Below are 20,647 nucleotides of genomic sequence, written 5' to 3'. Positions count from 1 at the left end.
CATGGTTTCAGTAGCTATAATCAGTTCTCATCCAAACCATCAGCAGCATCGAATTCTTCTTCGTCAAATACTGCATCTTCATCTTCTGTTACAAGCTCTCCATCCTCATCGAATGACTGAGTCTGATAACCATTCTCTGCAAATGATTCTCTGTCATAATCACGATTTACTTCGCCTTCAAGCTCATAACCATAATCGGAATCACTATATTCAACTGACTCCATGATCTCAACTTCGGTATTATCTTCACGAAGTACTCTTACATCGAGTCCAAGTGACTGAAGCTCTTTCAAAAGAACCTTGAATGATTCAGGCACTCCGGGATCAGGTATGTTATCACCCTTAATAATTGCTTCGTAAGTCTTAACACGTCCAACTACGTCATCGGACTTAACTGTAAGGATTTCCTGCAGTGTATATGCAGCACCATACGCCTCGAGGGCCCAAACTTCCATTTCTCCAAAACGCTGTCCACCGAACTGTGCCTTACCACCTAAAGGCTGCTGTGTAACTAGTGAGTAAGGACCTGTTGAACGAGCGTGGATCTTATCGTCAACAAGGTGGTGCAGCTTAAGGTAATGCATGTGTCCGATAGTTGTCGGTGAATCAAACGGTATACCTGTTCTACCATCTCTAAGCTGAACTTTACCGTCTGTTTGGATCGGAACGCCCTTCCAAAGCTCTCTGTGATCTCTGTTATCATACAGATATTTCATGATTTCAGGATCAACTGCATCTTTATATTTCTCTTCAAACTCTTCCCATGTGCTATTTACATAGTCATTAGCCATAGAAAGTGTAGCCTGGATATCTTTCTCGTTAGCACCGTCGAAAATAGGTGTTGCAATGTTAAATCCAAGAGCCTTTGCAGCAAGTGAAAGGTGGATTTCAAGGACCTGTCCTATATTCATACGAGAAGGCACGCCCAAAGGATTAAGTACAATATCCAGCGGACGACCGTTAGGAAGATAAGGCATATCTTCTATAGGAAGTACACGGGAAACGACACCCTTGTTACCATGACGTCCGGCCATCTTATCACCAACAGAAATCTTACGCTTCTGTGCAATGTAAATTCTAACAGCCTGATTTACGCCGGGGCTAAGTTCATCACCATTTTCTCTTGTAAATACCTTTGCATCTACAACGATACCATATTCTCCGTGAGGTACCTTAAGTGAAGTATCACGAACCTCACGAGCCTTCTCACCGAAGATTGCTCTAAGAAGTCTCTCTTCAGCTGTAAGCTCTGTTTCTCCCTTAGGTGTAACCTTACCAACAAGGATATCACCTGCACGTACCTCAGCACCGATACGGATAATTCCGCGATCATCAAGATCCTTAAGTGCTTCGTCGCCGACACCGGGAACATCTCTTGTTATTTCCTCAGGTCCGAGCTTTGTTTCACGTGCCTCTGCTTCATATTCTTCGATATGAATAGAAGTAAATACATCATCACGAACAAGTCTTTCACTAAGAAGAACAGCATCCTCGTAGTTATAACCTTCCCATGTCATGAATCCGATAAGAGGGTTCTTACCAAGACCAAGTTCGCCCATATATGTTGAAGGGCCATCGGCAATAACATCACCGGCTTTTACATGGTCACCCTTAAATACGATAGGTCTCTGATTGTAGCAGTTACTCTGGTTACTTCTCTGGAACTTAATGAGGTGATATTCTTCCTTCTCACCGTCATCATAAGTCATCTGAATGAGCTTACTGTCTACAAAATCAATCACACCATCTTTCTTAGCAACAACGCAGACACCTGAGTCAACAGCAGCCTTGCGTTCCATGCCTGTTCCAACAGCAGGAGCGTCTGTAGTAAGAAGCGGCACTGCCTGACGCTGCATGTTTGATCCCATCAGCGCACGGTTAGCATCGTCGTTCTCAAGGAAAGGAATAAGTGCTGTAGCAACTGAGAATACCATTCTGGGAGATACGTCCATATACTCGAACATAGTCTTGGGGTATTCTGATGTCTCCTCTCTGTAACGACCAGAAGCATTGTTCTTCTTAAAGTAGCCGTTCTCATCAAGAGGTGTGTTAGCCTGAGCTACATGGTAATTATCTTCTTCATCAGCTGTAAGGTACTCAACCTCATCTGTAACTCTGGGGTTCTGAGGATCAGTACGATCAACCTTACGATAAGGAGCCTCAATAAAGCCGTACTGGTTTACTCTTGCATAGCTTGCAAGTGAGTTAATAAGACCGATGTTAGGACCTTCGGGTGTCTCAATAGGACACATACGACCATAGTGAGTATAGTGTACGTCTCGAACCTCGAATCCGGCTCTGTCTCGAGAAAGACCACCAGGACCAAGTGCTGAAAGACGACGCTTATGTGTAAGCTCACCAAGAGGGTTATTCTGATCCATGAACTGTGACAGCTGTGATGAACCAAAGAATTCCTTAACTGCAGCCTGTACAGGTTTAATATTGATCAAACTCTGAGCTGAAATCTCATCAGCATCATGAGTTGTCATTCTCTCACGAACTACACGCTCAAGTCTTGAAAGACCGATACGATACTGGTTCTGTAAAAGTTCTCCCACACAACGGATACGACGGTTTCCGAGGTGGTCGATATCATCATCATTACCGATTCCTGCTTCAAGATGCATATTGTAGTTAATAGATGCAAGAATATCTTCCTTAGTTATGTGCTTAGGGATAAGCTCATTAACATTCTTGCGGATTGTATCAGCAAGACTCTCAGGATCATTCTTCTCAGCAAACTCAGCAAGGATGTCTCTAAGTGCAGGATAGTATACGTTCTCAGTAATTCCAAGTTCCTCAGGGTTGCAGTCAATAAAGCTTGTAATATCTACCATCATATTAGAAAGAACTTTAATATTACGTTCTTCACCCTGAATGATAACGTAAGGGATAGCAGCGTTCTGAATCTCTGTAGCAAGTTCACGATCTACCTTTGTACCTGCTGCAGCTATCATTTCGCCGGTATTTTCATCAATTACGTCCTCTGCAAGAACATGTCCTGTAATTCTGTTCTTGAGATGAAGCTTCTTATTAAACTTATAACGTCCAACTTTAGCAAGGTCATAACGTCTTGCATCAAAGAACATAGCATTAATAAGACTCTCAGCGCTCTCTACACTAAGAGGTTCACCAGGACGGATCTTTTTATATAATTCAAGAAGACCACTCTGGTAATCAGTTGAAGGATCCTTTGTAAAGCTGGCTTGGATCTTAGGCTCATCACCAAACAGGTCAATAATTTCTTCGTTTGAACCGATTCCGAGTGCACGAATAAGAACAGTAACGGGTACCTTTCTCGTTCTGTCTACTCTTACATAAAACACATCATATGAATCGGTTTCATACTCAAGCCATGCACCACGGTTAGGAATTACGGTACATGCGATAAGCTTCTTACCTATCTTATCTCGAGTTATATCATAGTAAATGCCGGGGGAACGTACTAACTGACTGACGATTACTCGCTCTGCGCCATTAATTACAAACGTTCCGGTTGCTGTCATGAGGGGAAGATCACCCATGAATATTTCATGCTCTGCGATTTCTCCACTCTCTTTATTATTCAGGCGAACCATAACCTTAAGTGGTGCAGCGAAAGTTGCATCTCTCTCTTTACATTTCTCAATTGTATTCTTGTTTTTGTCTATTTCATCCTCACAGAGTTTGAAATCAACAAACTCAAGACTCAGCTTACCGCTGTAATCCTCAATAGGAGAGATATCATCAAAGACCTCTTTAAGGCCCTCGTCAAGAAACCATTGATATGAGTTCTTCTGAACTTCAATAAGGTTCGGCATCTCCAGGACTTCCTTTTGGCGCTGGAAACTCATACGTACATTTTTTCCATTACCACTAGGATGCAATCTGTATTTTTCCATTGACATTCACCCCGTTCTTATTTTTATTTTAGTAGTTTTCATTTCGTACACGAAAAAAGTGCGCAAAATGCCCACCACTCCACAATAGTGCATCATCCATTCTACAACAAGCTAATTTTTTAGTCAAGTATTATTTCCAAAAAAGAATTTCGACCAGAAATAGCCTGACACAACTATAAATGTAATGCAAAAGAGCCGTGCACTTTTGTGCACGGCTCATAATTAGCAACATCGTTCAGATTATTCTTATTTAAGAGTAACCTTAGCGCCTTCAGCCTCAACCTTAGCCTTGATGTCATCAGCCTCTTCCTTAGAAGCGCCTTCCTTGATCATCTTAGGAGCATTGTCTACGAGATCCTTTGCTTCCTTAAGACCAAGACCTGTGATCTCACGAACAACCTTGATAACCTTAACCTTGTTAGGGCCAACTTCTGTAAGCTCTACGTTGAACTCACTCTTCTCTTCCTCAGCGCCTGCTGCTGCGCCGCCTGCTGCTGCAACAACAACACCAGCTGCTGCTGATACACCGAACTCCTCTTCGCAAGCCTTTACAAGATCGTTCAACTCAAGAACGGATAACTCTTTGATAGCATCAATAATCTCTGCTGTAGATAACTTTGCCATTATTATTTACCTCCATAAATATGTTTTGTTTGTTTTCAAATTTAATAAATTACTCTGCTGCAGGTGCTGCGGCCTCTTCAGCCGGTGCCTCTACAGGTGCTTCTGCAGTCTCAGCTGCAGGTGCTGCTTCTCCACCTTCAGCCTTCTTCTCAGCGATCTGTTTGATAACACGAGCGAAGTTAGTAATAGGTGACTGCATAGAACCAAGCAACTTGGAAAGCAACTGATCCTTGGGAAGGATGTTAGCAATCTCTTTAAGTGCTTCTGCATCATAAAGCTTGCCTTCGATAACACCACCCTTGATTTCAAGTGCCTTAGCCTTCTTGGCGAAATCGCAAAGAACACGAGCAGGAGCTGCAGGATCTGTCTCAGAAATAGCAAGTGCGCTAGGTCCGTTAAGAAGATCTGAAAGCTGCTCAAAGTCTGTTCCCTTGAAAGCGAAGTTCATCATGGTGTTCTTGTAAACCTTGTAGCTGACATTCTCCTCACGAAGCTTTTTTCTGAGTTCTGTATCCTCAGCAACAGTCAAACCGCGGTGATCTACAAGTACGAGTGCCTGTGCGTCCTTGATCTTTTCAGAAATCTCATTTACTACAGGCTGCTTTAATTCAACCTTTGCCATTTTTTTACCTCCTTATAGAATTTACCGCCGAAAAAAACCTCCCAAAGACGGGAGGCATAAAAGTCTAATCTAACTTTTCCTCGGTAGGCGATACGCTTACGTCCTCTCGGACACCTACTGTCTTCGGCTGGTCGTAACGACCTTGAATAAGATATCACAATTAGTGATCAATGTCAACACATTTTTTGATATATACAGATGTGCTGATATATCATAATATGTTTTCTGTCATAAAGCTGCATTTATTTAATAGTTACTTCGATGTTATAGTGCCATCATCTCCTATATTTACTGATTGCGATATAGCTCTCATATGGCCTATTATCGCAAGCCTATCCTCGCCCGTCGCTTCGTTAACAGTGCATCCGCTCTGAAGAGCAGGAACAAATTTCAGACTTACACTTTTATCAGCATAGATGTTTGCACAAATAAGCCCGGTTTCAAGTGTTTTGGAATTAAACAAATAATTGCCCAAACTATATACAACAGGAACACCGTTTATGTAATCTATTTTTTGAAGAATATGCGGATGACCTCCAATTATCAGATCTGCTCCGGCATTTACTATTTCAGGTCCCTGCTTTTCCTGCCACCAGTCAATATTTTCTTCATTCTCTGTGCCCCAGTGTATGCAGACTATTACGAAGTATCCTTCTGCTTTTGCTTTTTCTATTTCCTGAAGAAGCCGCGATATATCAAGGCATCTGAAAACACCCGTTGCGGTATCAGTGGCACCTTTAGTATCTGGATTGTCCAGCCTCTCGATCTGGGTTGTCGATATTATCGCGATTTTTATACCGGACTGAGATGTATAAAAAATTGGATGAGACGCCTCTTCAATATTATTGCCTGCACCAATATGTGCTACACCTACATTATCAAGGGTAGTTAGTGTATCTACGAGTGCATCCGCGCCATAATCATAGGCATGATTATTCGCGAGGGTGGCTACATCAACTCCCATATCATTCAAAAGTGCCGCAGATGAGGGATCAGCCCTAAAAGTGAATGTCTTTCCTTCAGTCGGAATTCCCCTTGTTGAATATGGAAATTCATTATTGACCACCATAATATCAGCATTATTCATTACAGAAAGAAGGCTCTGACCTATAACGCCGCTTATCGCACCGCCATTCTGTCTTATCCTGTTCATGATTGCATAGCCCGGATCGAATAATATGTCTCCCGCAAAAGCCAGACTTACACAGTCTTCACTTGCCGCGTTTATCGTTCGATGCCAGTAATCCTCTGATAAAGGTGCTTCATTTACATCTTCAGTATCTATAGCAGATCCATCCGTATCTTCTGTTATCTCTTCGCTATTATTTTCAAGTGTCTCATCGCCCGGAACTGAATCAGATCTGGGAATATCAGCATAATTTACTTCTCCCTCCGGAAGCTTGGTGAACAATGATTTTTCTATTGTAGATTCTTCGTATGCTGCATCGCTGTTATGAGAGCGCACAGCAAAGAGAGCTATAAAGCCTACTGTAAGAGTAATGAGTAATGTAGTTGTAAAAGCAATAATAACAGGAAAATATTTATTTTTAACCTTTTTCGGTCTTTCAATTATCCTATTAAAATCCTGTTTTTTTCGTTTAAAATCTTTTTTCATACATATAAAACACTCTATTTTTGCTACCTTCATAAATAATAGCACATAAAAGAGCAATTACAAATTTAACTTAAAAAGGAGCGAAGACTAAATGTCTTCGCTCCATAAGTATCACATAAATTAATACTTGTTTGATACAACCTTTACGCCAGGTCCCATTGTTGTTGCAAGAGTGATGCTCTTGAGGTACTGACCCTTAACTGTTGCAGGCTTAGCCTTTGCAATAGCATCCATAAGTGCTGTAAAGTTCTGCTCAAGCTGCTCTTCTGTGAAAGAAGCCTTTCCAACAGGGCAGTGAATGATATTAGCCTTGTCAAGACGATACTCAATCTTACCAGCTTTGATATCATTGATAGCCTTTGTAACATCCATTGTTACTGTGCCAGCCTTCGGGTTAGGCATAAGTCCCTTAGGTCCGAGAACCTTACCAAGACGTCCTACAACACCCATCATGTCAGGTGTAGCAACTACAACGTCGAAATCAAGCCATCCTTCGTTCTGGATCTTAGGAATAAGCTCCTCGCCACCAACGAAGTCAGCGCCAGCTGCCTGTGCTTCATCAAGCTTTGTACCCTTAGCGAATACAAGAACCTTAACAGTCTTACCTGTTCCGTGAGGAAGTACTACAGCGCCACGGATCTGCTGATCAGCATGACGTCCGTCACAACCTGTACGAATGTGTACTTCAACTGTCTCATCAAATTTTGCAGTAGCAGACTTCTTTACTAAAGAGATTGCTTCTGCAGTTTCATACTGCTGTGCTCTGTTGATAAGCTTAGCAGCCTCTACATACTTCTTACCGTGTTTCATCTCTTAGCCCTCCGTCAGTCTTCTACTACGATACCCATACTACGTGCAGTACCAGCGATCATGCTCATAGCACCTTCGATATCAACTGCATTTAAGTCAGGCATCTTTGTCTCAGCGATTTCTCTGATCTTATCTTTAGAAATTGTTGCAACCTTGTTCTTGTTCGGAACACCAGAAGCCTTCTGAAGATTGCAAGCCTTCTTAAGAAGAACTGCTGCAGGCGGAGTCTTTGTGATGAATGTGAAACTTCTGTCTGCGTAAACTGTGATTACAACGGGGATGATAACATCACCCTTGTCAGCTGTCTTAGCATTGAACTGCTTTGTGAACTCAACGATGTTAACACCGTGCTGACCAAGAGCCGGACCTACCGGCGGTGCTGGTGTTGCTTTACCAGCCTGGATCTGTAACTTAATGTATCCTTCGACTTTCTTTGCCATAATGGCACCTCCTAGAAATAATGTGGTCAGGCGCATCCAAAGAATGCTCCCACTCCAGTTCCATTGAATTGGAATATCCTAATTCCAACTCAGTTATCGGAAAAAACATCCGACCTAAAGCTCAAAGAGCTTACAATATATAAAGTGACAAAGTCACTGTATATCAAATCTATCAGCTATCAACTCTGCGTACTTCTGCAAAACTAATTTCTACAGGAGTCTCACGACCAAACAGGTCGACATTGATTGTAGCACTCTGCTTGCCAAAATCCATACGCTGAACTATTCCGACTGTTCCGTTCCAAACTCCGGCAACAACTGCTATCTCGTCGCCAACGCCGAAATCAACAGACATATTCTCTGTCTTGATTCCCAAAGGCTTGATCTCAGCATCTGAAAGCGGAACCGGCTTACTTCCCGGTCCGACAAATCCTGTAACACCCCTGGTATTACGAACAACGTACCATGTATCATCGTTCATATCCATGTTAACAAGAACATATCCCGGAAACATCTTACGGCTAACAGTTTTGCGTGTACCATTCTTCATTTCAACTACGTCCTGAAGCGGTACTCTGACTTCAAATATCTGATTCTCAAGATGTCTATTCTCTATAGTCTTCTCGAGATTAGCTTTAACCTTCATCTCATAGCCCGAATAAGTATGAACAACATACCAATGAGCATTGGCATGTGCTGAAGTTCCTTCGCTTTCGAGATTCTCTGAAGCCTCAGCGCCTTCACCAACAACCTCAGCCACTTCCTGGTTCTCAGGATCAGCAGCCTGTGTCAGATCAAGTTCTCTTTCATTCTGCATCTCTTCTGCCATAACACTCCTTTATCAAATACTGGTGACAAGGTTAATAAGATACCCAAATGCATAATCAAAAACAGCAATCAATGCTCCGACTATTACGGAAATAACTACTACTGCTGTTGTCTGCTTGATAATATCATCCTTGGTAGGCCACATAATCTTGCCAAACTCAGCCTTTACACCAGCAAAAAATGCGGATAATCCATTTTTACCTGAATTACTTACAGCTTTATTTTCGCTCATAATAGGTTTACTCCTTTTTTCAACCTGAAACAAATCCTAAAGATTATTTTGTTTCCTTGTGTGGTGTATGCTTCTTGCAGAAAGGACAATACTTCTTGATCTCCATTCTGTCAGGATGTGTCTTCTTATCCTTAGTTGTGTCATAGTTACGATTTTTGCACTCTGTGCAAGCAAGTGTGATTCTTGTACGCATTGTTCATTCCTCCGTGCGTTAATTTCTATACTAGCTTCTATGCCTATTTTTTGGCATAAAAAAAAGACCTAAATTTTCTGTCGCTTGTATAATATATCATAGCCTTTCTTCTACGTCAATCTATTTTTGAAAATTGTTCTAACTGCGGGTTTTACACATTTTCTTCGATCTCTTCTATTTTGTTTCTTCTATATTATATTATCATTTTTACATGGTCTTATTTCAAAAATGAAAAAATATATTATTAACAAGAAGTTTATACTTATTTTATTGACGAACTTGACTAGTAAATGGTAATGTTAGTGTAATAAAACATGTCTTTGTATGCCCTCGTGCAGGATGCCAAAGGATTGGCAGGAGTTATCGCACAACATCAAGGAAGAAAGGAGGGGCATCATGGCTCGTATTAGTATTAATGAAGCTTATAATCATTTCGCCACTACTTATGTCGCAAAAGAAAACGCTAATGTTGACAAGCATAAGAAGAGCGAACTTCAAAATGTCTATAAATCGATTGCGAAGATCAATAAAAATTCCCCTCTTCATGTTTTACAGCAGGATGACAATGCCCAGGCTGAGGCTGTGGGTATCAAAGAGCATGCCCGCTTCCTGAAAAGTCAGCTTGAATCGCTGGGAAGTTCCGAAAGCGCAGGACTCGATAAAAGATCTGCAGTTTCTTCAGATCCCGAAAAAGTATCTGTTGAATATGTAGGTTCCGGTCAAAGTGCATCTCCCGAATTTACACTTTCAGTAGATCGCCTTGCTACAAACCAGATAAACGCAGGACATTTTCTTGCCGATGAAGAAGTAAGTCTTACACCCGGCGCTTATTCTTTTAATATTGCAGTCGGTAAACACGATTACGAATTCCAGTATAGCATAAAAGACGGAGACACCAATAAAGATATCCAGTCAAAACTCTCACGTCTTATAAATAAAGCCGGAATAGGACTTGTAGCAGGTCTTCAGGAAGATTCCGAAGGAAGGTCTACTTTAATAATAGGTTCAACTGATACAGGTCTTAAGCCCGGTTCCACTCTTAGATTTGAAATTACAGAATCTTCCGGAGCAAGTACCGGCAGTGTTGCTTATTTTGGACTTAACCTGATAGCACAGGAGCCTTCAAATGCTCACTTTTATATTAACGGAAACGAACATTACTCGTCATCAAACAGATTTACTGTAGGAAACGCATATGATATCACCTTAAAAGCCGGAACAGCTCCCGATGCACCTGTAACAATAGGTGTCAAAAACAAGAGTGATACCTTAGTCGAAAATGTTACGACCCTGGTTGACGGTTACAACAATTTTATCGACAGTTTGAACGATGTTCAGAGCGCAGGGTACAAGAGTCATAAGCTTACAGGCGAAACAATCGCGATAGCAAGAAGCAACCTGAAAGCTACCTCTGAATTCGGCATTTCCCTGACAGAGGATGGACATATAAGTTACGACTCGCAGCTCATGAAAGATAAATTTCTTTCCGGAACAGGACAGGAAGTGCTCGATCCGCTGATGCACCTTGCAAAAGACCTGATAGCAAAGGCTGACGAAATATCTATAGACCCCATGAAGTATGTTGAGCGACCCGTTTTCAACTATAAGGATCCTAATGGAACAGATAATCCATCGCCCTATATTACCAGTGAGTACAGCGGAATGATGTTTAATAATTATTGCTAAAATGCCACCCGAAGAAAAATCATGTTTCTCTTCAAGTGGCATTTTATCAGTTTTCTTCTGATGCCATTTCAAGTGCAGCAGCAATAACCTGATCCATATTGTAATACTTATACTGACCAAGGCGGCCGCCAAATAATACATTTCCAAAGTCACCGGCGAGCTTTTTGTATTGTGCAAAGAGCTCGTTATTTTTGTCATCATTCATCGGGTAATAGGGCTCATCGCCTCTCTTCCAATCGGCAGGATACTCTCTGGTAACAATGGTTCCTTCTCCTGTTCCGAACTCAAAATGCTTATGCTCAATGATCCTTGTGTAAGGAATGTCACGCTCTGTATAGTTTACAACTGCATTTCCCTGATAGTTATCCACATCGGGAAGGTCTTTGGTTTCGAATCTCAACGATCTGTATTCGAGATTGCCGAGTTTGTAGCCAAAGAACTCATCTATCATTCCGGTGTAAAGAATTTTATCAAAGCTGTCTCCGTCAACTGAAGCAAACGGCTTAGCAGGCACATCACCTTCCATCTTTACAAAGTTCTTAAACTCTGTTTCTGTTTTTACAGTGATGCTTCCACTCAAATTGTTCTCAGAAGCACTTTCAGAAGTTTCAAGCAGAAGGAGCTTACTTATAACAGCTGTATAGCCGCCCATCGGAATACCCTGATAGCGATCGTTAAAGTAATTGTTATCATAGATAAACCTGAAGGGAAGTCGTCTGATGATAAATGCTGGAAGTTCCTTGCAGTCCTTGCCCCACTGTTTCTCGGTATAACCTTTTACAAGCTTCTCGAAAACGTCACGTCCCGCAAGTGAAAGTCCCTGTTCCTCAAGGTTTCTTGCAACAAACCCTGTCCTGATATCCTCTCCGGTAGCTGCAACTTCGTCGAGTCTGTTAGCTGCATCTTCCTCACCGTTTGCTGCACGCTCCTTCAAAATGCGCTTAACTTCTTTTTTGGCCTGCTCATCAATGATAGCCCTTGCTTCTGAAGGTGTGCGAACTCCCCAGAGCTTACTAAAGGTGTTCATATTAAACGGAAGGTTGTAAAGTTCATCATGATACACAGCAACAGGTGAGTTTATGTACTGATTAAACTCGCAGAATCTGTTAATGTACTCCCAGACATTCTTATCTGAAGTATGGAAAATATGTGCACCGTACATATGAACATTAATGCCCATCCTATTCTCAGTGTAAATATTTCCACCAATATGTGATCTCTTATCTATAACAAGGACGTTTTTTCCCTTTCGCGCCATTTCATGCGCAAAAACGCTTCCAAAAAGTCCCGCGCCAACAATCAAATAATCGTATTTCATTTTTTCCTCCAAATTTAACAAACTAGAGCCATTTTATCATCTGAGTTTTTCATCCACAACACTTATGTGTCTTTTGAGATCCTGCTGCCGTTCAAAACAGCCTCTACCAGATCTCCTTTCACATCATAGGATAGTTTTAATGAAAAGAAGTCCTTGCACTCATCAAGCTTCTTTAAAAAGATCCTGTCTCCTTCCCACAGGTTAAGTGAGTATATTTCGCTCTTTTTAACCCACACAAGTTCACCCTCATCACAATCAATCGGCTCATGCCCCGGAGCTTTTGCCGTAAAAAGATTCATCAGCTCGTAATCGCCGTTTTCTGTAACAAAAGTCACAACCGCTCTGTACTTAAGTTCAGTCAGAGGTATATCATAGCCGGTTTCCTCACGGATTTCCCTTTGAATGCACTCCTCGGGACTTTCGTCATTCTCAAGATGACCTCCCACGCCTATCCATTTGTCCTTATTTATATCTTTTTCCTTTTTCACCCTGTGGAGCATCAGATATGAATCTCCTCTTTCGAGGTAACACAGAGTGGTTATATTTTCTCTGATCATTATTAACCTTCTAATTCATAACCGGATATCGAACTGTCTACCTTACCATTAACCAAATTACCTGCAAGTAAGCTACTAGCAGTTGCCTGTATAAACATAGTTAAGCCTCTCTCTTGCCACATCTGCAAGGCGATATATCAGCTCTACATCCGTTGCCTCTTTGTCCATGGTCTTAAACCTTGGAAAGAATCTCGAAATGTGAAGTGGTATATCAGAACCTATACATCTTCCGTCAGCACCCTTAAGAAGAGAAACCCATTTAGAGAGCTCTCTCATCTCATCCTCGGAGTCATTTTCACCGGGAACAATGAGGGTCGTAAGTTCAACATGGCAATGCTTTACGGCTTCCGTGATAAAATCCATAACCATCTGCCTGTTTCCTTTTAAAAAGTCCGCATAATATCTGTCAGTAAAGCCCTTTAGATCAATATTCATGGCATCGATATAGGGAATTATCTCATTCAAAACTTCAAGGCTCGCCATACCATTTGAAACAAGGACATTTACCATCCCCTTCTCATGGACAAGCCTCGCACAGTCCCTCACATACTCGTATCCAATGAGCGGTTCATTATAAGTAAAAGCTAAGCCAACATTTCCCTTATCTTTATATTCAAGTGCAAGGTCCGATAACTCTTCGGGCGAAAGATACTCAGCCTCATTCTCAAATCTGTAAGCTAATTCCGACCAGGATATCTGATAGTTCTGGCAAAAAGGACAACGCAGATTACACCCATAGCTTCCAACTGAGATGACCTTACTTCCGGGCATAAATTTTGACAGCGGTTTTTTCTCAATGGGATCAAGAGCTATGCTTGTGATCCTTCCATAACTTACCGGCTCTATCCTGCCGCCTCTGTTTGTTCTTACCCCGCAAAAGCCGCGTCCATTCTCCTCTATTTCACATTTCCTATAGCAGACATTACACTTAGCCATATTTTTGCCCCAAGCATCTTTGATCAGCTTATCACTTTACGCTTCTATTACCTGCCAGTACTTCTCTATAGTCCTCAAGATTTTTCCTCAAAAGGTCAGGGATCTGCAATTCATACGGACACTTCGAAAGACATGCGCCGCACCTTACACAATCTTCTATCTTGTTCATCTCGCCCTGCCAGTACTCTGACAGCCAGCTATCACTGGGAGCGCGGCGAAGCATTAGCGACATCCTGTTGCACTGGTTTATCTGAATGCCAACCGTGCACGGCATGCAATATCCACAGCCTCTGCAAAAATCTCCCATAAGTTCTTTTCTCTCACTGTCGATAAATGCCTTTATCTCGTCATTCATCACAGGAGTCTCATCCATATATGAAAGCCACTCATCAAGCTCTGACTCCCTCTGGATACCCCAGATCGGGACAGTTCCTTCAAACTGATTCACAAAGGCCATAGCAGCTTTTGAATTGGTGATAAGTCCGCCTGCAAGCCCCTTCATGCAGATGACACCGACATTATTTTTATTGCACATACGGATAAGCTCGATTTCCTGATCTGTAGCAAGATAGCTTATCGGATACTGAACAGTTTCATAGAGCCCTGACTGTGCAAGTTCTTTTGCAACACCAATCTTATGCGCAGTTCCGCCTATGTGTCTTATCTTGCCCTGTTTTTTTGCTTCAAGCATACACTCATACATGCCGGATCCATCTCCGGGCTTCCAGCACTGTCCCATAAGATGAAACTGGTAAATATCAATATAAGATGTCTTAAGCTTTTCAAGAGATGTCTCAAGATGTTGCCAGAATTCTTCCGGCGTCTTGGCACCTGTCTTGGTTGCAATGATTATATCTTCTCTTTTTACGTAGCCATCTCCAAAAGCAGCTCCGACCTTCTCTTCGCTATCGCTGTAAGCTCTTGCAGTATCAAAAAACCTCATGCCGCCGTCATAAGCTTTGCGTAAAAGCTTTACTGCTTCTTCGAGAGATACTCTCTGAACCGGAAGTGCCCCAAAACCATTCTGCGGCACCGATATACCTGTTTTGCCCAATATTACATTTTTCATATAAAATCACCCACCTACCTAAAAGTACAGCCATTTGTTCTAAGTTCAATTATATGCTTTAGAGGATTTCTTGTCATTGTAAAAAAGCATAAGAAAAGAATGGCGCTCGCGACATTCTCGCGCCGAGCGCGGTTGCAGAATGCAACATATTCCTTTCGCGCGAGTGCGCATCCTCGCGGAGCGTTTTTATTACATAGGAAAGCAATTTCCTATGTAATAAAAACTCCCTCACCATTGTAGTGAGGGAGTCCAAAAAATCTTACTTAATATGCGCCTTCTGATTTAAACACAACAGGTATTGTTTTGAAAATTAGTTTAATGTCAGTTGCAATGCTCATATCCTGAATATACTTAAGATCAAGCTCAACCCATTCAGCCCATTTAATATTGGCTCTTCCACCGACCTGCCAGTAGCAGGTAAGACCGGGTTTTACGATAAGTCTTTGCTTTTCATAAGCATTGCATTCTTCCATCTGATTAAGAAGGATTGGTCTTGGTCCGACTATGCTCATATCGCCTTTAATGATGTTAATAAGCTGCGGCAATTCATCTATGGAATACTTGCGGATAAATTTACCGACATGAGTTATTCTGGGATCATCCTTGATCTTAAAAGCATGTCCGGTCTGCTCATTTTGTGCCTGCATTCTCTGGAACTGAGCCTCAGCATTTTTGTACATGCTCCTGAACTTGTAGATCTTAAAAGGCTTCATGTCTTTTCCGGCTCTCTGCTGTGTAAAGAATACGGGGCCTCCGTCTTCAAGCAGGATCGCAAGTGCCGTGAGCAAAAACACAGGTGACAAAACAACCAGTGCAAAGCTTGATGCCACAACATCAAACAACCTCTTAAGGCCCTTATAAATATTTGCTTTGTGATCATATACTTCCTGATATATCAGAGCTATGATTTTATTTCCGGCATCTTCGATTACTAGTTCTTCTCTTTTCGCTACTGCCATATCATTCATAGGATTTCCTCCCCTCATAATCGGTGCTTATCGCACCAAGGAAACCTTATTACCAATTTTTCATTGGTACTTTAGTCTCAGAGTCTGTAAAAACAAACCCTTTACCCGATTGCCTGTTAGTTCATCTTAATAAATGCAAGTGTTCCTGCTTTTCTGATCCTTACAACGATGTGATCTTTTCTGATCTCATCTACAGGTATCTCTTCCCATGTGCCGTTTGCACCAAGAATGTATACCCTGTAAATATCAGTTGCGTTAACGCCCGGTGTGTAGAAGTTAACCTGAGCTTCGCTGAATCTGACTCCGGGAGCCTGGCTGTTAACAACATTTTTAACTGTACCGCCAAGTGAAGCTGCAAGAACCTTGGCTGAACTTACTGATCCGCTTGTTGTCTCAAAAAGTGACAATACTGCTTTAGTTTTGCAGCCATTGATTATAAGCTTTCCGCCTTGTCCGACTGTCTGAACGCAGTCAAGTCCGGGTGCTGCAGAAACAGTATTATTTCCGTTACCCTTAACTGTTACACCACCTGAGCTGCCGCCTCCGCCTTTTATTGTAACCTTCGGCACCTTGGCACTTCCGTTACCCTTTACTGTAATTCTGATATTATAGTTATTTGTAACGCTGTTATCGGTATTGTAATTATTATACGTGTTGTACGTATAGTAATTATAGGTATTTGCCTCAGGTGAAACCGCAGCTTTTGCAGGAATCACCAGAGTAAATGTCATTGCCCCAACCATAACAAGCGAAACTATCTTTTTCATAACCTGTACCCCTTTCTGTGCCCTAAGCACATCTCATAAGAAAATTCTAATTATATTTTATCAAAAATCCGTTATAAGGATTATTAATAATTCATAAAATAAGCATTAAAATGGCATTTTCAAAAACAATTTTCCGTAAACACGCCTATCTGTCTATCGTCCCGGCCGCATCACCTATCATGCAGCCAACTACTACCCATTGTTTATCCGGATGATCCTTATCCACAGTAGTAAGAGTTACCAGGAAATTGTCGGCTGTCACTCCCTGCTCCCATCCGGATCTGAAATTAGTATTGGTAGTCCAGTCTTTTTTCATATCCTGCAAAAAGCTCTCGCAGCCATCGTTTTCTGAAAAATCATATTCCCTTATGAGTGAAGTATTGTCTCTCTGGTACGCAGTCCAAATCTCATAAGTGAGCATATTATCAGGTGTAAATATCACAAACTGGCTGTTTTCCTCGAAAAACTTTTCATCAGCAAAGTTCCAAAGTTCGGAAAACATATCGTTATCGGAGGTGGTTTTCCCGTGGATAACCGTGTTAAAATCACACATATCCATCATATTTCCGGCTTCGATATATATGCCGCCTTTATCGTTTTGTGTAAATCCATTGCATTCATGAGACTCATAATATGTATCATCACCATCTATATTCTGACAGATCGGATAATCGATATTTGTACCGGGAACATAAAGCCACCCGATCACGTCCGGATTAGTTGCCGCAATCGCATTTACATCAACCGTTCCGTCTGTCGCAGTCTCATTCATAGTGCCGCTCTCGCCGGCATTATTAGTAGTATTTTGATTCCCACATGCCATAAGAACTACTGACATGCCCATACCTAAAATAAACCCCCAACTTTTGCGCATATTCTGCGCTATCCAACTACTATTTCGGATCATTTCTCAAAAACCTTTACCCATTCACATCAACTTTTTCATAAAAAATATCAAGAACCATATCATACATAGCTTCTTCATCAGGGTAGAACTCTTCATATTTCTCACCCATCATCGTTTTTCCTTTTAGCAGATACACACTATCCTGATCAAAGGAAAAAGAAGAAACGCTTGACGCAATGTATGACAACTCATCCAAGGTCACATCCGTCGTCATCTGCTTGGATATTTCCTTGTATATCTTGGCCGCAAGTGCCGGTCCGTTATCAGCCTGCGACAAAATCTGATTGGTAAACGCAGTCAGATATATCTTTTGTCTCTCCAGCCTCTTGTCAGCAGATCCTATCTGGTTAACATCCCTGCCCTTTAAAAAATCAAAGGCTGCTTCACCATCGAGGTGTACTTCTTCGCCTTCATGAAATTCATAATTTTTGGTTGAAAAATCACTCTTTGGCACAACGGTAACTCCGCCAATAGCATCATTTATCGTTGCAATCGCACTCATATTGATTGCAGCATATCCATGTATGGGAAGCTGGTAAAACAGATTGCTGACTGCTTTTTTCTGAAGCTCACATGAACCTTCAACCCCGTCCCCAAAACCATGCTGGATCGCGATCTGAGCCTTGCTCGTTGTTATGTAATTATTGTACTCATCATAGAAATCCACATCTGTCATGGTATTTCTATTTATTCCTATTATCTTGGTTGTCTTGTCGTGAGGATTAAATACCAAAAGGAAAAGCGCATCTGCCTGCCCTCCGTTTATTTCTCCGTAAACTTCGGTCACTTCCTCGTCAAGCTTATCAATTCCCATCACAAGAAAAGTAAGTATATCCTCATTGTAGTCATATATCTGGCCATTATGTTTAACCCAGTCAGACTGCCATTCCATGGCATTTTCCTCGGCAGTAAGAACTTCTGTGCTCGTAGCCTGAGGTGCCTGTACGTTATTTTTTGCAAACAAATTAGACTTGCCGACTACTCTTACGACTTCAAACACCGCAACAACTATAAGGATCACAGTGACAATTATTGCCCATATAAGCAGGATTTTGTTAGTTTTGTTCCTCACCGCTCTTACCCTCTGTGCTTGTTTCTGTTTCTTGTCCTTCACCAGACTGTCCGTCTACCACTTCGCCTTCTTCAGATTCCATAATGAATCCTTCGGGAAGCATCATATTTTCATCAATAGCATTTTCCTGTTCATCAAAGCTGCCCAGATCAGCAGGAAAAACGCGCGACTGCTTTGTAACATTTCCTGACAGATCACTTACGGCATAATATACAACGGCAGACGAACTCTCCTCGTTGATTATGGTTTTTTCAACCACTATCCTGTCTGTAATATCGCCGTCTTTACCATCATATGCCATAACACCATTAAGCAGATCTTTCTCCTGGGTATCGGCATCATAAGTCAGATCCATCGCCACAAAACGCATTTCCGGAGCTGTTCTGTCGGATAAATTGTAGAACCATATAATGAGCACCGCCATCGCAATGCTTCCCACCGTAAAAAAGAATGCTAAAATATTACTTTTCAAATTCAAGCTCCTTAGTCTTTTCTCACAACGCCTTCTACATAGTCAAGTTCATCAAGATCAGCCGTTCCTCTTCTTGGTCCCCTGTTTTCTGCAGGTCTTCTGGGAGGTCCTACCCTCTCGGGCTCCACTGCACCCATACCGGAACTATCATTATCTCGCCCATAATATTTGCCGTAGTATTTGCCATAATACTTGCCGTAATATTTTCCGTAATGCCCGTAAACACCACCACTCATATCAACCTTGTTAAGAACAGCTCCTATAACCTTGGCTCCGGCCTTATCAAGCTGTCCCTTTACTCTTTGGGCAAATCTGTAGCTTATCGCATTATCCTCAATGACCATAATTGTTCCATCGCACTGCTTTGCTATAACAGCCGCATCAATTACACTTCCGAGAGGAGGCGTATCAACAATTATGTAATCAAAAACATTTTTCATGTTATCAAGTATCTTTTTAAAGATCTCTCCGCCAAGAAGCTCACTGGGATTTGGCGGTATCGGTCCGGAAAAGATAACGTAAAGATTAGGAATATCCGTCTCGCAAATAACGTTGGAAAGCTTTTCTCTTCCCACAAGGCAATGCGTAAGCCCAAGCCTTACAGATCCCGTCTTGTATCTACCAACCATTACTGATTTTCTCATATCAGCATCTACAAGAACCGTCTTTTTCCCGGCTTCTGCAAAAGCTCTGGCAAGCGCCATGGAAACACTGGATTTTCCTTCGCCCGGAGTACAGCTTGTAACAGAGATAGCCCTTACATCCTGACCACTGAATTCCACATTACTTCGAAGAGTCTTGTAGGACTCCTTCATCTGATAATTGTTTTCGGCTTCACTAAAATGCAATGTTGTCTGCTGCATATAACATCATCCTCTTTTGTTATCTTGATCCCGGCTTTTTCTTCTTTTTACCTGCAGGTTCATCTGAAATTGCAGGAATCATCGCAAGAGTGCTAAGTCCAAGATAGTTTTCCACATCATCACTGGTTTTTATAGTGTCATCCATCAGATAATTCAAAATAATGATCGCAGATACAGCCACTACCGCACCAATGCCTCCAATAAGTCCCCATCTTTTTACATTGGGGCTGTACTTTTCAGTAGGCATATTTGCCAGCTCTGCAATATTGATAGCATCGATATCCATAACGTTTTGAATATGTTTTGATGCAACTTCCCGTACGCAGTTAGCCTCTTTCATAGCCATCATAGGATCAGAGTCCCTGACAGTTATCGATACGATACGGGTATCATCAGGCGTACTGATCGAAACCAGATTATAGAATTCATCGTATTCCATATCCAGATGAAGTGTCTGGATCACCTCTTCAAGCACGTATCTACTCTTTATCAGCTGAGCATAGTCCTGCGTCAGCTGTGTGGATATCTGCACATCGGAATACGTTACCGTAGCGCCTTCTTCTTTATTCAAAATATATATTTTTGTTGTGGATGAATACAAAGGAGTAATGACAAATCTACTCAAAAACAGACACAAAAGGGCAAAGAATATCCCTGAACTGATTATTAGCCATGCCTTACCAATAAGCACCATGAAAATCTCGGCAAGATTAATTTCAATTACATCATCTCTTCCCATACGCCCCTCTTATCGTGCAGAATAAAGATCTTTCCTTACACTAGTTTT

The 20,647-nt window shown here is 41.7% G+C and carries 21 protein-coding genes and 1 other annotated feature; of the genes, 1 reads left to right on the top strand and 20 read right to left on the bottom strand.

The annotated features are described in order from the left end of the window. Positions 1–20 precede the first annotated feature (20 nt). From rpoB to rpmG, 9 genes are all read right to left on the bottom strand, one after another. Complete coding sequence (rpoB, locus tag T543_RS08120; protein ID WP_035767508.1) at positions 21–3,881, bottom strand: DNA-directed RNA polymerase subunit beta; 3,861 nt, start codon at positions 3,879–3,881, stop codon at positions 21–23. A 246-nt stretch (positions 3,882–4,127) separates the two neighbouring features. Continuing rightward, positions 4,128–4,505 carry a 50S ribosomal protein L7/L12 gene (rplL, locus tag T543_RS08115; RefSeq protein WP_022760814.1) on the bottom strand — a complete coding sequence of 126 codons (378 nt, stop codon included), beginning with the start codon at positions 4,503–4,505 and terminating at the stop codon, positions 4,128–4,130. A 49-nt stretch (positions 4,506–4,554) separates the two neighbouring features. Next, positions 4,555–5,127 (bottom strand): 50S ribosomal protein L10, encoded by a 573-nt coding sequence (rplJ, locus tag T543_RS08110; RefSeq protein ID WP_035767506.1) that lies wholly within the window; start codon positions 5,125–5,127, stop codon positions 4,555–4,557. A 20-nt stretch (positions 5,128–5,147) separates the two neighbouring features. After that, positions 5,148–5,272, bottom strand: a sequence feature (ribosomal protein L10 leader region). A 108-nt stretch (positions 5,273–5,380) separates the two neighbouring features. Further along, positions 5,381–6,742: a CapA family protein gene (locus T543_RS08105; protein WP_051638630.1), complete on the bottom strand. Its 1,362-nt coding sequence runs from the start codon at positions 6,740–6,742 to the stop codon at positions 5,381–5,383. A 120-nt stretch (positions 6,743–6,862) separates the two neighbouring features. Further along, positions 6,863–7,552 (bottom strand): 50S ribosomal protein L1, encoded by a 690-nt coding sequence (gene rplA / locus T543_RS08100; RefSeq protein WP_035767505.1) that lies wholly within the window; start codon positions 7,550–7,552, stop codon positions 6,863–6,865. 14 nt (positions 7,553–7,566) lie between these two features. Further along, positions 7,567–7,992 carry a 50S ribosomal protein L11 gene (rplK, locus tag T543_RS08095; protein ID WP_026511780.1) on the bottom strand — a complete coding sequence of 142 codons (426 nt, stop codon included), beginning with the start codon at positions 7,990–7,992 and terminating at the stop codon, positions 7,567–7,569. A gap of 172 nt (positions 7,993–8,164) precedes the next feature. Continuing rightward, positions 8,165–8,752, bottom strand: coding sequence for a transcription termination/antitermination protein NusG (gene nusG / locus T543_RS08090; RefSeq protein WP_442856092.1), 588 nt, complete (start codon positions 8,750–8,752; stop codon positions 8,165–8,167). A gap of 81 nt (positions 8,753–8,833) precedes the next feature. Then, positions 8,834–9,052, bottom strand: coding sequence for a preprotein translocase subunit SecE (gene secE, locus T543_RS08085; protein ID WP_035767502.1), 219 nt, complete (start codon positions 9,050–9,052; stop codon positions 8,834–8,836). Positions 9,053–9,095: 43 nt separating this feature from the next. Then, positions 9,096–9,245, bottom strand: a complete 150-nt coding sequence (rpmG, locus tag T543_RS08080; RefSeq protein ID WP_022760828.1) for a 50S ribosomal protein L33 — start codon at positions 9,243–9,245, stop codon at positions 9,096–9,098. Between the two features lie 396 nt (positions 9,246–9,641). Between rpmG and fliD the strand changes: the two genes are divergently transcribed. Continuing rightward, on the top strand, positions 9,642–10,931 hold the full coding sequence (gene fliD, locus T543_RS08075; protein ID WP_035767501.1) for a flagellar filament capping protein FliD: 1,290 nt from the start codon (positions 9,642–9,644) through the stop codon (positions 10,929–10,931). A 46-nt stretch (positions 10,932–10,977) separates the two neighbouring features. On the opposite strand, the gene T543_RS08070 is transcribed toward fliD, so the two are convergent. The 11 genes from T543_RS08070 to T543_RS08020 form a co-directional block, all read right to left on the bottom strand. After that, positions 10,978–12,249 (bottom strand): UDP-galactopyranose/dTDP-fucopyranose mutase family protein, encoded by a 1,272-nt coding sequence (locus T543_RS08070; protein WP_035767500.1) that lies wholly within the window; start codon positions 12,247–12,249, stop codon positions 10,978–10,980. A 62-nt stretch (positions 12,250–12,311) separates the two neighbouring features. Beyond that, the gene (locus T543_RS08065; protein WP_035767499.1) at positions 12,312–12,806 is read right to left on the bottom strand and encodes an NUDIX hydrolase; all 495 of its coding nucleotides are present in this window, start codon (positions 12,804–12,806) and stop codon (positions 12,312–12,314) included. A 75-nt stretch (positions 12,807–12,881) separates the two neighbouring features. Beyond that, the gene (gene amrS / locus T543_RS08060; protein WP_035767497.1) at positions 12,882–13,742 is read right to left on the bottom strand and encodes an AmmeMemoRadiSam system radical SAM enzyme; all 861 of its coding nucleotides are present in this window, start codon (positions 13,740–13,742) and stop codon (positions 12,882–12,884) included. Positions 13,743–13,773: 31 nt separating this feature from the next. After that, positions 13,774–14,811 carry an aldo/keto reductase gene (locus T543_RS08055; protein WP_035767496.1) on the bottom strand — a complete coding sequence of 346 codons (1,038 nt, stop codon included), beginning with the start codon at positions 14,809–14,811 and terminating at the stop codon, positions 13,774–13,776. Between the two features lie 263 nt (positions 14,812–15,074). Beyond that, the gene (locus T543_RS08050) at positions 15,075–15,779 is read right to left on the bottom strand and encodes a sugar transferase (RefSeq protein WP_197023948.1); all 705 of its coding nucleotides are present in this window, start codon (positions 15,777–15,779) and stop codon (positions 15,075–15,077) included. A 116-nt stretch (positions 15,780–15,895) separates the two neighbouring features. Further along, entirely contained in the window at positions 15,896–16,546 is a 651-nt protein-coding gene (locus T543_RS08045) for a hypothetical protein (RefSeq protein WP_035767493.1), read from the bottom strand. A gap of 145 nt (positions 16,547–16,691) precedes the next feature. Beyond that, the gene (locus T543_RS15205; protein ID WP_051638629.1) at positions 16,692–17,390 is read right to left on the bottom strand and encodes a class B sortase; all 699 of its coding nucleotides are present in this window, start codon (positions 17,388–17,390) and stop codon (positions 16,692–16,694) included. 76 nt (positions 17,391–17,466) lie between these two features. Then, positions 17,467–18,525 (bottom strand): LCP family protein, encoded by a 1,059-nt coding sequence (locus tag T543_RS08035; RefSeq protein ID WP_035767491.1) that lies wholly within the window; start codon positions 18,523–18,525, stop codon positions 17,467–17,469. Then, positions 18,509–18,997 carry a hypothetical protein gene (locus T543_RS08030; protein WP_155843215.1) on the bottom strand — a complete coding sequence of 163 codons (489 nt, stop codon included), beginning with the start codon at positions 18,995–18,997 and terminating at the stop codon, positions 18,509–18,511. The genes T543_RS08035 and T543_RS08030 overlap by 17 nt, the downstream gene beginning before the upstream one ends. Before the next feature lie 11 nt (positions 18,998–19,008). Then, a complete protein-coding gene (locus T543_RS08025; protein WP_035767486.1) occupies positions 19,009–19,860 on the bottom strand; it encodes a polysaccharide biosynthesis tyrosine autokinase in 852 nt (283 codons plus the stop codon). Positions 19,861–19,879: 19 nt separating this feature from the next. Continuing rightward, positions 19,880–20,599: a YveK family protein gene (locus T543_RS08020; protein WP_035767484.1), complete on the bottom strand. Its 720-nt coding sequence runs from the start codon at positions 20,597–20,599 to the stop codon at positions 19,880–19,882. Between the last annotated feature and the right edge of the window lie 48 nt (positions 20,600–20,647).

The sequence above is a fragment of the Butyrivibrio sp. NC2002 genome (assembly GCF_000702265.1).
Classification (GTDB): Bacteria; Bacillota; Clostridia; order Lachnospirales; family Lachnospiraceae; genus Butyrivibrio.
Note: the sequence above shows the minus strand (reverse complement) of the source record. Positions and strands in the feature narration are given on the sequence as shown.